The 12116-nt window shown below is 37.7% G+C and carries 15 protein-coding genes; 11 read left to right on the forward strand and 4 right to left on the reverse strand.

All coding sequences use genetic code 11. The features are described 5' to 3' along the window. Positions 1-16: 16 nt before the first annotated feature. Genes fusA through rpsL form a run of 3 tightly spaced genes read right to left on the reverse strand, consistent with a single transcriptional unit; the run spans position 17 to position 3054 of the window. Positions 17-2134, reverse strand: a complete 2118-nt coding sequence (gene fusA, locus BUC06_RS04110; RefSeq protein ID WP_073330093.1) for an elongation factor G — start codon at positions 2132-2134, stop codon at positions 17-19. 6 nt (positions 2135-2140) lie between these two features. Beyond that, the gene (rpsG, locus tag BUC06_RS04115; protein WP_028122161.1) at positions 2141-2617 is read right to left on the reverse strand and encodes a 30S ribosomal protein S7; all 477 of its coding nucleotides are present in this window, start codon (positions 2615-2617) and stop codon (positions 2141-2143) included. A gap of 23 nt (positions 2618-2640) precedes the next feature. Beyond that, positions 2641-3054: a 30S ribosomal protein S12 gene (gene rpsL / locus BUC06_RS04120; protein WP_073330096.1), complete on the reverse strand. Its 414-nt coding sequence runs from the start codon at positions 3052-3054 to the stop codon at positions 2641-2643. Between the two features lie 446 nt (positions 3055-3500). Between rpsL and BUC06_RS04125 the strand changes: the two genes are divergently transcribed. From BUC06_RS04125 to BUC06_RS04175, 11 genes are all read left to right on the forward strand, one after another. After that, positions 3501-3977, forward strand: a complete 477-nt coding sequence (locus BUC06_RS04125; RefSeq protein ID WP_073330098.1) for a Dps family protein — start codon at positions 3501-3503, stop codon at positions 3975-3977. A gap of 94 nt (positions 3978-4071) precedes the next feature. Further along, on the forward strand, positions 4072-5250 hold the full coding sequence (gene pncB / locus BUC06_RS04130) for a nicotinate phosphoribosyltransferase (RefSeq protein ID WP_073330102.1): 1179 nt from the start codon (positions 4072-4074) through the stop codon (positions 5248-5250). Between the two features lie 44 nt (positions 5251-5294). Then, positions 5295-5765: a YciI family protein gene (locus tag BUC06_RS04135; protein ID WP_073330105.1), complete on the forward strand. Its 471-nt coding sequence runs from the start codon at positions 5295-5297 to the stop codon at positions 5763-5765. Between the two features lie 75 nt (positions 5766-5840). Then, positions 5841-6212 carry a helix-turn-helix domain-containing protein gene (locus tag BUC06_RS04140; protein WP_073330108.1) on the forward strand — a complete coding sequence of 124 codons (372 nt, stop codon included), beginning with the start codon at positions 5841-5843 and terminating at the stop codon, positions 6210-6212. Between the two features lie 12 nt (positions 6213-6224). Then, positions 6225-6665, forward strand: a complete 441-nt coding sequence (locus BUC06_RS04145; RefSeq protein ID WP_073330111.1) for a hypothetical protein — start codon at positions 6225-6227, stop codon at positions 6663-6665. Positions 6666-6722: 57 nt separating this feature from the next. Then, the gene (locus BUC06_RS04150) at positions 6723-7289 is read left to right on the forward strand and encodes a cysteine hydrolase family protein (protein ID WP_073330114.1); all 567 of its coding nucleotides are present in this window, start codon (positions 6723-6725) and stop codon (positions 7287-7289) included. A 155-nt stretch (positions 7290-7444) separates the two neighbouring features. After that, positions 7445-7681 carry a hypothetical protein gene (locus BUC06_RS23485; protein ID WP_123877059.1) on the forward strand — a complete coding sequence of 79 codons (237 nt, stop codon included), beginning with the start codon at positions 7445-7447 and terminating at the stop codon, positions 7679-7681. Between the two features lie 132 nt (positions 7682-7813). Beyond that, on the forward strand, positions 7814-8569 hold the full coding sequence (locus BUC06_RS04160) for a DUF5995 family protein (protein WP_073330119.1): 756 nt from the start codon (positions 7814-7816) through the stop codon (positions 8567-8569). Between the two features lie 97 nt (positions 8570-8666). Then, entirely contained in the window at positions 8667-10169 is a 1503-nt protein-coding gene (rmuC, locus tag BUC06_RS04165; RefSeq protein ID WP_394363673.1) for a DNA recombination protein RmuC, read from the forward strand. A 4-nt stretch (positions 10170-10173) separates the two neighbouring features. Beyond that, a complete protein-coding gene (locus BUC06_RS04170) occupies positions 10174-10599 on the forward strand; it encodes a hypothetical protein (RefSeq protein ID WP_073330122.1) in 426 nt (141 codons plus the stop codon). Between the two features lie 91 nt (positions 10600-10690). Beyond that, the gene (locus BUC06_RS04175; protein WP_073330125.1) at positions 10691-11458 is read left to right on the forward strand and encodes a TrmH family RNA methyltransferase; all 768 of its coding nucleotides are present in this window, start codon (positions 10691-10693) and stop codon (positions 11456-11458) included. Positions 11459-11637: 179 nt separating this feature from the next. Here the strand turns inward: BUC06_RS04175 and BUC06_RS04180 are convergent, their stop codons facing one another. Next, a complete protein-coding gene (locus tag BUC06_RS04180) occupies positions 11638-11979 on the reverse strand; it encodes a hypothetical protein (protein WP_073330127.1) in 342 nt (113 codons plus the stop codon). Positions 11980-12116 lie beyond the last annotated feature (137 nt).

The raw sequence follows: 12116 nt of genomic DNA on the forward strand, positions 1-12116 counted from the left end.
TTTCTAATTTAAAAAATTAACCTTTTGCTTTAGCTATGATTTCTTCAGCAACGTTTTGTGGAGTAGCCTGATACTTCTCTAATTCCATAGAAGAAGTAGCTCTTCCTGATGAAAGTGTTCTTAGAGTCGTAACATATCCAAACATCTCAGAAAGTGGAACAGAACCTTTGATTACAACAGCTCCGTTTTTCTCTTCCTGACCACTGATTGTCCCTCTTCTCTTGTTAAGGTCACCAATGATGTTACCCATATATTCTTCCGGAGTTACAACTTCCAGTTTCATAATAGGCTCCATAATTACTGGCTTAGCAGCACGTCCCGCTTCTTTAAATCCTAATTTAGCAGCCATTTCAAAGGAAAGAGCATCAGAATCCACCGCGTGGAAAGATCCGTCTTTAAGAACAACTTTAATCCCTTCAACTTCGAAACCAGCCAAAGGACCGTTCTTCATTGCAGCTTTAAAGCCTTTTTCAATAGCAGGAACAAATTCTCTAGGAACGTTACCACCTTTGATCTCATTGATGAATTCTAAACCAATTTTACCTTCGTCAGCAGGTCCTAATTCAAATACGATATCAGCAAATTTACCCTTACCACCAGATTGTTTTTTGTAAACTTCTCTGTGCTGAGCAACTCTTGTAAGATTTTCTTTGTATTCTACCTGAGGTTGACCCTGGTTAACTTCAACTTTGAATTCTCTTCTCATACGATCTACAAGAATATCAAGGTGAAGTTCACCCATTCCTGAGATAATCGTTTGACCGGAAGCTTCGTCAGTTTTAACCTGGAAAGTAGGATCTTCTTCAGCTAATTTAGCCAGAGCGTTACCCATTTTATCCTGGTCAGCCTTAGTTTTAGGCTCAACAGCGATACCAATTACCGGATCAGGGAAAACCATCGATTCAAGAACGATTGGGTGTTTCTCATCACACATAGTATCACCAGTTTTGATAGATTTAAAACCTACCGCTGCACCAATATCTCCTGCTTCAATATATTCTACAGGATTTTGCTTGTTAGCGTGCATCTGATAGATTCTGGAGATTCTTTCTTTATCTCCTGAACGGGTGTTCAAGATATAAGAACCTGCATCTAATCTTCCAGAGTATGCTCTGAAGAATGCTAATCTTCCCACGAACGGGTCAGTAGCAATCTTAAATGCTAGAGCTGCGAACGGCTCATTTACGTCTGGTTTTCTTGTAATATCAAGATCTGTTCTAGGATCAGTACCTTTGATATCGTCTTTATCCAATGGAGAAGGCAAGTATTTACATACTGCATCCAACATAAACTGTACTCCTTTATTCTTAAATGAAGAACCACAAGTCATTGGGATAATAGAAAGATCAATCGTCGCTTTTCTTAGCGCTTCGTTGATTTCTTCTTCAGAGATTGAATCCGGATCTTCGAAGAATTTCTCCATCAAAGTATCATCGTAGTCAGCCACAGCTTCTACCAGTTTCTCTCTGTATTCAAGAACTTCAGCCTTCATGTCTTCAGGAATTGGCACTACTTCGAAAGTAGCTCCTTGTCCTGCTTCATCCCAGATGATCGCTCTGTTTTTAATTAAGTCTACAACACCTTTGAAATCTTCTTCAGCACCGATTGGTAAAACGATTGGAACTGCGTTTGATCCTAACATCGTCTTAACCTGGTTTACCACGTTAAGGAAGTCAGCACCTTGTCTGTCCATTTTGTTTACGAATCCCATTCTTGCAACTTTATAGTTGTCAGCAAGTCTCCAGTTTGTTTCAGACTGAGGCTCTACTCCATCTACTGCAGAGAATAAGAATACCAAACCATCTAATACTCTTAAAGATCTGTTTACTTCTACTGTAAAGTCAACGTGTCCCGGTGTATCAATGATGTTGAAGTGGTAAGGCTTACTTTCAGGTAAAATTTTACCTTGATCTGTTGGGAAATTCCAAGAACAAGTTGTAGCAGCAGAAGTAATGGTAATACCTCTTTCTGCTTCCTGCTCCATCCAGTCCATTGTAGAAGCACCATCGTGAACTTCTCCAATTTTGTGGTTTACACCAGTATAGAATAAGATTCTTTCTGTAGTGGTAGTTTTCCCCGCATCAATGTGGGCAGCGATACCAATATTTCTTGTAAATTTAAGATCTCTACTCATTTCTAATTAGAATTTAAAGTGTGAGAAAGCTTTGTTAGCTTCCGCCATTTTGTGAGTATCAGATTTCTTTTTGTAAGCAGCACCTTCTTCTCTAGAAGCAGCTACTACTTCGTTAGCTAATTTCAAAGCCATTGACTTATCATTTCTCTTTTTAGAGTAAAGGATTAACCATTTCATTGCCATAGAAATTTTTCTGTCAGCTCTGATTGGCATAGGAATTTGGAAGTTAGCTCCACCTACTCTTCTAGAACGTACTTCTACGTGAGGCATAACGTTAGTTAATGCATCTTTCCAGATTTCAAGGGCAGTTTTTTCAGTTTCTCCTTTTTTAGCTTCTACAAGGTCTAATGCATCGTAGAATATTTTGAATGCGATAGACTTCTTACCGTCTAGCATTAAATTGTTTACAAATCTTGTTACCAATTGATCATTAAATTTCGGATCTGGTAACAACGGTCTTTTTTTCGCTTTTGTCTTTCTCATTGTTTCTGTACCTTATTTAATGATTATTTTTTCTTTCCTTTAGCTGGTGCAGCTGGTGCCTGACCTGGTTTTGGTCTCTTAGCTCCATACTTAGATCTTCTCTGCGTTCTTCCACTAACACCTGCAGTGTCTAATGCTCCTCTTACGATATGATAACGTACTCCCGGTAGGTCTTTCACCCTTCCGCCGCGTACCAATACTATCGAGTGCTCTTGAAGATTATGTCCTTCGCCCGGGATGTAGGCGTTGACTTCCTTCCCGTTAGAAAGTCTTACCCTTGCAACTTTTCTAAGTGCAGAGTTAGGTTTCTTAGGAGTGGTAGTATATACTCTCGTACATACACCTCGTCTTTGTGGACAAGAATCAAGGGCAGCCGATTTACTCTTCTTGGTGAGTGCGACTCTTCCTTTTCTTACTAATTGTTGAATAGTAGGCATTTAATTGCTTTTTATTTTAGGGTGCAAAAATAGGAATATTTTTTCAAACTACAATAACTTATATAAAAATTAAAATCAAACACTTACATAAAAAAGCAGTTGCTTCTGATGAGATAATTAACAGACCCCTGATGTGCATTGAGAAAAAGTAAAAAAAAGAAAAGTATTTTTCCTGAGAGACTCTCTATTAAATAATTGTAAAATTTTTATTCTATTATTTTAACTGCCCTATTTTTGAATCGGTATCCCAATTCCTATATAATAAGATATGCTGAAATGATCATTTTGTACAAAACTTACGTACGAATAATGATTGCTAATTAATTGAAGCCCCCAAATTATACTTCCAAACTATTTTAAAAAACTTTCTGATAGTTATCTTCTATCAGCCTTGAAAGCTTTTCGGCACAATATTTTCTAAATTTGTTAGTATAAAAAATAAACATATGAAAAATGCAAGCATTATCGGCCTGAAAGAAGCCGACTGTAAAAACATTTCAGAAAAACTTAACGTCCTTTTAGCCAACTATTCTGTATTCTATCAGAACACAAGAGGTTCTCACTGGAATATTAAAGGGGAACAGTTTTTTACTCTTCACCCGAAATTTGAAGAATTATATAACAGCCTTGTCCTGAAGATTGATGAAATTGCAGAAAGAATTCTGACCTTAGGCGCAACTCCTGCCCACAACTATTCAGACTATTTAAAAGTATCAACGATTAAAGAAAGTAAAGAAGTTACTGATGCCAATAAGAGCGTAGAACTTATCCTGAACTCTTTCAAAGTGGTAATCGACTTACAAAGAGAACTTCTTGACATTACCGATGCAGCAGGAGATGAAGGAACCAATTCTCAGATGAGCGACTACATCACAGAACAGGAAAAAGAAGTATGGATGTACAATTCTTATTTAGGGAAGTAACCTGCAGAAATCAACAGATAAATAAAAAAATCGCCTTACATTTAGGCGGTTTTTTATTTTAAATACCTATATTTGCGTTAAAATTACACATATTATGCACGACGTTCGATTAAAGTCCATTCTGGATAACGATTTCTATAAAATAACCATGCAGAATGCCGTGGTGAAACTATTTCCAGGTTCTATTGTAAAATATGAATTCATCAACAGAGGAAAGCACCAGTTTCCGGAAGGCTTTGATGCCGCTTTAAAAGAAGCCGTCAACAAAATGGCGGAACTGAAACTTACCAAGGATGAAAAAAAATTCATGGCAAGAACCTGTCCTTATATAGACCTGCCCTATCTTGACTTTCTGGAAGGATATCATTATGATCCTTCCGAGGTGAAAATTCATCAGGAAGGCAGTGAGCTTTCTGTAACGGTGGAAGGACTCTGGTACAGAACAATCCTTTGGGAAGTTCCATTATTAGCCTTAATCAGTGAGCTTCATTACGAAATGAACCATATGGAAAGGGATTCTAATGATATCGTGATGAGCAGAACTCTGGAAAAAGCAGATTCCCTGGCAAAACTTGGTGTAAATTTCGCAGAATTCGGGACCAGAAGAAGACATTCCTATAAGGTACAGAATCTGGTGATGGAAGCTTTAACGCAAAACAAGCCCTCCACTTTCATCGGAAGCTCCAATGTACATTTTGCGATGAAATATGGCGTAAAGCCAATAGGCACCCACGCTCACGAATGGTTTATGTTCCACGCAGCAGAATACGGATTCAAAATGGCGAACGAGCTGGCGCTGGAACACTGGGTAGATGTGTACAGAGGTGATCTTGGAGTTGCCCTTTCCGATACTTATACTACGGATGTTTTCTTTCAGCAGTTTGACAAGAAGTTTGCAAAACTGTTTGACGGCGTTCGCCATGACAGCGGTGATCCTCTGGAATTTGCAGACAAAACAATCGCGCATTACCAAAACAACGGAATCAATCCTTTATTTAAATACATTATTTTCTCCGATGCTCTGAACCTTGAAAAAGTGGAGGAAATCACCAATTATTGCCGCGGAAAGATTGGCGTATCTTTCGGAATCGGGACCAACCTTACCAATGACGTAGGCTTAAAACCAATGAATATCGTTATGAAACTGATTGGCGTACAGGCCCAAAACAAAGAATGGATCCCAACCGTAAAACTTTCCGACGAACATGGAAAATACACAGGTGATCCAAAAATGATTGAACTGGCTAAAGAATTCCTGAGAATAAAAGATTAAATTAGATTTCAGATTTCAGAGGATAGACTTATAAAACCAATGCTATGAGATTAAAAATTTATTTACCGCTTAGTGTTTTGATCGCCACCTTATCTTTTGCCCAGGAAAAGAAAAAAGAAAAGGCAAAATTCAATCAGGAACTAGCAACCTCTCTGGGTGCCGATCAGTATGGAATGAAAGCCTACACCATCGTAATGCTGACCACCGGTGCCACAAAAATTGAAGATAAAGCCAAAATGGGAGACCTGATGAAAGGTCACATGACCAATATCGGGAAACTGGCTGACGAAGGAAAAATCGTAGTGGCCGGACCGTTTTTGGAGAAAAACAAAGAAAACTACCGTGGCATGTTCATCTTCAATACACAATCTAAAGGGGAAGCTGAGCAATGGGTAAAAACGGACCCTGCGGTACAGGCCGGCGTTTTCAGTTATGAAATTTTTCCGTGGTACGGATCTGCCGCCTTGCCTTTGTATCTGAAACATCACGACGAAATATCTAAAGGAAATCCATAATATATATTGCAGGAAAAATATCCCGGAAATTTTGAAGGATACAAATAATTTCACAATTTTGTAAAAAGACCGATTATGGAAAAAGAAAAATTACGCAGAGTACGAAAACAAAAAGGCTTCACCCAACAGGAAATCGCCGATTTTATAGCAACAGATGTGTCCAACTACAGCAGAAAAGAAAGCGGAGGTGTAAAGATCACCCGAAATGAATGGGATAAAATTGCGAAATTTTTAGACGTTCCTGTGGAAGAAATCTATGAGGAAGAAGAGATTTCCGTAGTTGTCAATAATGAATACAATACCATTAATGATCAGGCTGGAATTTACAATGTTAATGGAAACAATAGCAATAATTACAATATCCCGAATTCGGTTATAGATAATCTTCAGAAATACATTGTCTTGCTGGAAGAGGAAATTAAAAGACTTAAAGAGGGGAAAAAATAGTGCTTTATTAAAATGAGGGTACTTTCAAATATAGTTTGGGCTTTTAAGAATCATCATTACAGCAAAATTGAAGATTTCAATAAAGAAATTGCGCACTACCAAACTGTTATTTTAAAAGAAAGGGCGATCTGGGATGCAGATCAAATAGTGATCAATACTCCTGAGATAGACGTTTGCTATGAAGCCTGGATCAAAGGAAAAGAGGATATCTCATCCAATGAAACAGTAACAGACGAAGCTAATGCCTTTAACGAAGATAATAGCGACCACAGTCTATTTCAGGTAGAATTTTGTGCAAGACTGAAAGCCAGCAACGGTACCTATTTCACAGCTCTGGATCTGCTCTTTCAGTTAGAAAATCAAGTGGCTAATAAAGATCTTGGTGATCATATATTCTTTGAAGGCCTCACCGCCAACGATACCGAAGAACAAAAGTATGAGACACCGCTCTAATCAATGTACTTAGGAAGTTAATCCAATTTATTAGATATACTATTAAAATCAGTGTATATGAAACTTCAACATAAAAAGCCAGCCTTACTTTTAATTGATATTCAAAAAGGATTTCTTGATGAAAAATATTGGGGAGGAAACAGAAATAACAAAACAGCAGAACAGATCAGTGGAAAATTATTAGAAAAATGGAGAGAGCTCAACCTGCCTGTATTCCACATCAGACACAGCTCATTAAATCCCGATTCAAAACTGCATGAAACCCATACCGGATTTGAATTTAATGATTATGTACTTCCAAAAAACAATGAGCCTGTGATTACAAAACATGTAAACAGCGCTTTCATAGGAACAAATTTAAAAGAACAGCTCGATCAGCAGGATATCAATACTTTAGTGATTATTGGAATAACAACCAATCATTGTGTTTCAACAACCACTAGAATGGCAGGAAATTTCGGGTACGAGACCTACGTAATTTCAGACGCCACTGCTACCTTTGACAGGATAGGAATACATGGAGAAAAATATGATTCAGAATTAATACACTTGACCAGTCTTGCCAATTTAAATGATGAATTTGCAACCGTATGGAACTCAGAAAAACTATTGAATGAATTATAAAAAGCACACAGCATACAAATAGCAATCTTTCACGAAAAGGTTGAATAAAAACCTAAATAAATCACCAAAACGTTACATATTGATTTATTTTTTTACTATCTTAGGCATTCATTTTCAGAATTATACAAATTAAAACCAACAAAAAAATTAATTCCATGAAAAAAACGAACCTATCAAAACTTTCAAGAACAGAACTGAAAGAAGTATTCGGCGGGTATTTATATCCGGCACCATGTCCGGGAGGATGCCCTGGTGAAGCCTTGATCAGATGTCCTGACGGATCTACCACTATGACAAATTTTGTATGCATGGGGGGAGGATGCGCAGCGGCTGCCATTTGCAAACCACTCGTTCTTGAACCTTTTCCAGATCCGATTATCATCACGCCATAATCTGATCCATAAAAATAAAGTGAGCTTTCCGGCTCACTTTTTCATTATTAAAAAGGTCACTTGATTCGCTATCAAAGCTGCACACCAATGATCATTGTTTTTTTTATTATCTTTAAATAAACAAAAACCACCATGAAAACCATTGAAGAAGTTCTGCAAAAACTGGATACCATCATCATTTGGTGCAAAGAAAACCAAAGTCCGGCCGGATATTTTGCCTGCACCTACCGGATTATGACAGCCCAGGTACTAAAAGGAATTCAACAGAAGAAATTTGAAGACAACCCAAGAATGACTTCTTTAGATATTGCTTTTGCCCAAAGATATCTGGAAGCATGGGAAAATTACAGCAAAGGAAAAAAATGCAGCCAATCGTGGTACACCGCCTTTGAAGCCACGAAAAATAAAAATCTTTTGATCTTACAACACATTTTTCTGGGAATGAATGCCCACATTAATCTGGATCTCGGGATTTCTGCAGCCACAGTGATGCCCTATCGTAAAATAAATCCGCTCAAAAAAGATTTTGAAACCATCAATACAGTCATCGCCTCCATCAACCAACAGGTTCAGGACGCTTTGAATAAAATATGCTATCCCGTGGATCTCATCGACAAAATTTCCAACGGAAAAGATAATGCCGTTCTCGATTTTGCGATTTCCAAAGCAAGGGAAACCTCCTGGGCAACAGCCGTTATTGCGTCCAACACACCCAACTTCTTAAGAGAATCATTCATCAACATTGTAGATTATGCTGCGGCAAAAGTCGCCTCACAGATTGTAAATCCCAAAATACTGACGCCTGCATTAACCAAAGAACTGAAAAAATGCGAAAGCACCGATGTAGTAAAGAATATTGAAATTTTATCTTTAACCAAGACCGTTTAAATTCTATCTGTTATAGGATAACTTTCAGCCCTTCTCTCCCATCTTCCGGATCATTATTTTAAATCCCAATTAATTTTTCTTTTTGTAATTTTGAAACATGGAGATGACCTATTTAATTATTGGATGTATTGCCGGCGGAGTTCTGGGAGCCGTGATTTTGTATTTTGCCTTAAAATCATCGATGGTTTCAAGAAGTTCTTATGATGAACTGAATCATCTGCATATCAAAAATCATTCGGATCTGGAAAACCTGAATTTGAAAATACAGGAACTGAATGAAAATATCTACAGAGAAAAAGAACAAAACCAACTGCAAACAGACCTTCTGAACGATCTGAAAAATGAATATGCGAAGATCTCTGCGGAATACACTTCCTTAAACTCCCAGTTTCTGGAACAGAAACAGCTTAATGTAAAGCAAACGTCTCAAATAGAGAATCTGATATCCGAGAAGCAGCATATTTTCGCGAAAAATTCTGAACTTTCTGCCAAAAATGAAAGCCTGCAGCATTCCCTTGACACCCAGAAAGAGGAAATCACAAAAATTCAGGATGAATCAAAGCTGCAGTTTGAAAATCTGGCCAATAAAATTTTAGATGAAAAAACGGAAAAATTCACAACCTTAAACCAAAGTAATTTAAAAAATATCCTTGAGCCTTTCCAGGAAAAGATCACTGATCTGAAAAACAGAGTGAATGAGGCTTACGAAAAGGAAAACAAGGAACGCTTTTCTCTCGCGGAAAAGGTAAAAGAACTGGCAGAACTGAATCAGCAAATCTCTGAAGATGCGAAAAAACTGACCCGGGCATTAAAAGGAGAAAGTAAAACTCAAGGAAACTGGGGAGAAATGATCCTTGAAAGTATCCTTGAAAAATCCGGACTTGTAAAAGGAAGAGAATATTTCTTGGAGCATGAACTTCGTGATGAAGATAGTAAAGCCCTTTTCTCTGAATTTTCCGGCAAAAAAATGCGGCCTGATGCTGTTATAAAATATCCTGATGAAAGAAATGTGATCATTGATTCCAAAGTATCACTTACCGCTTTTACGGAACTGGTAGACGAGACCGATCAGGATGTCTACGCGGTCAAACTGAGCCAGCATTTAGGTTCCATCAAAAATCACATCCTGCAACTGAGTCAGAAAGCGTATGATGATTATGGGAAATCATTGGACTTTGTCATGATGTTTATTCCAAGTGAACCCGCTTATATCGCCGCGATGCAAGCTGACCCGAATCTTTGGAATTTTGCTTATGAAAGAAGGATCCTGCTTTTAAATCCTAGTAACCTGATCACTTCCCTGAAGCTCATCGCAGATCTCTGGAAACGCGAATACCAGAACAGAAATTCTATGGAGATCGCTGAGCGTGGAGCAAAACTGTACGATAAGTTTGTAGGTTTTGTAGACAATCTGGATAAGGTCGGGAAAAATCTCGATCAGGCTAAAAATGTTTACAATGATGCATACAAACAGCTGTATACTGGAAATGACAATCTGGTGATCCAGACTCAGAAACTGAAATCTCTCGGCATCAAAAACAAAAAAGATCTGCCTCAAAGTCTTATTGACAATGGCAACTTTATAGAAACAGACCAATAATCGTATGAAAAAAAGTTACATTATTTTAATTATCAGTATCGTCATTTTCATGATTTCCCTGATTTTGCCAGCAGTTTTTACCAAAAAAGGCAGTGAAGTCTATGGTCTTACCCTTTTCCTGTTTGGTTGGACAGATCTCACGGGAGACGGAACTTCATGGCTGGCCAATCCTATATTGCTTTTTTCATGGGTATTCCTTTTGGTTAAACAACCCAAAATTGCCGCTTTTTTAGGTTTACTTTCTGTAGCCGTAGCTCTCTATTATGTAACAGAAACAGAAATAATCGTTGATGAAGCAGGCCACAAATACCCGATTACGGGCTTTGGTTTAGGATATTATGTTTGGATTGCAAGCTGTGTTACGATGTTTATCGGAAGCTTACTTCTCTTAAAATCTAAGCCGGAAACCCAACCTGTTTCAAAAGATTAATTCAGAAGAAAATACGATTGACCGGCCTTATAAAATCCCTTTTCTCTAAAACGAAACAGGCCTAATCACAAATTTTGCATAATTTTGCAAGATGTTGATAGAAAGCTTTCAAAACGAAAAAGTAAAAAACGTCACCAAACTATTGGCTGACAACAGGTTCCGTAAAAAATCAAAAGTTTTTGTTGTTGAAGGACAGCAGGAGAACGAAAGGGCTTTACAGTATCACTTTGAACCTGTAGAGTTTTTTGTGTGTGAAAACATCTTTAAGGGAAAGCTTCCTGAAAGCAGAATCCATTATGTAAGCGAAAAAGTATACGAAAAAATAGCCTACAGAGGAAGTTCTGAAGGGATTCTCGGAATCTATCAAACCAAAGAAAATCTTCTTTCATCATTTATTCCTCAAGAAAACGCTACCGTTATTATTGTGGAAGGGGTCGAAAAGCCTGGTAATTTAGGAGCAATCCTCAGAAGCTGTGAAGCTTTTGGAATAGATGCCCTGATTGTTGCGGATGGAAAGGCCGACTTTTATAACCCTAATGTTATCCGTTCAAGTGTAGGCTGTCTCTTTGGAATGAAGGTTTATGATGCAGGAAATGATGAAACATTTGAATTTCTTCAGAAAAATAAGTTCAACATCTACACTACGCTTATGGACGAGACCGCTGAAGATCTGTATACAAGAGATTTCAGAGAGCGATCGGCAGTCTTGTTTGGAACGGAGCATTCCGGATTAAGTGATTTCTGGACAGGCAAGGGAAAAAACACTTTGATTCCTATGGCCGGAAGTATTGACTCTTTGAATTTGAGTAATGCTGTGGCAATTACCTGCTATGAATCTTTAAGGCAGAAGAAAGGGTAAGGTCTGAAAAGAATCCTTAAAGCTCGGAGAGGGAAGTTTGTTAATGTCTAAAACTAGTTTTGTCCCTATTAAAGGTTTTTAAAAATTACAGGTGAACCCCTGATTTCCTAAAATATAAAGCATAAAAAAACCGTCTCACAAAGTGAAACGGTTCTTTTATTGTTAAGCTATTGCTAGAATTATTTCTTAGCAGCGTCTTTAACTTCTTTAGCAGCATCTTTAGCAGCACCTTTAGCAGCATCAGCAGCACCTTTAGCAGCGTCAGCAGCAGCTTCAGTTGTAGCTTTAGCAGCGTCAGCACCAGCAGCAGTTGTAGCAGCAGCAGCATCTTTAGTAGCGTCAACAGCAACGTTAGCAGCTGAATCAATTACTTTAGCAGCAGAATCAGAAACTACAGCAGCAGAATCAGCTACGTTAGCAGCAGCAGAATCAGTAGCTCCTTCAGTAGAAGTAGTTTCAGTTTTTTTACAAGCAACTAGAGAGATTGCAGCGATAGCAGCTACGAATAATGACTTTTTCATAATAAATTAAATTTAATTTTGTTAATATTGTTTTATATAAATTTTCTTCTGTTCCGTTATTTGAACAAGACAAAGGTAGACCAGATAGAAAAGTTGTTTATGAAAAATAATTGTAATACATTTGTAAAATAGTTTTA

Origin of the sequence: Chryseobacterium carnipullorum (genome assembly GCF_900142785.1) — a bacterium.
Lineage (GTDB): Bacteria > Bacteroidota > Bacteroidia > Flavobacteriales > Weeksellaceae > Chryseobacterium > Chryseobacterium carnipullorum.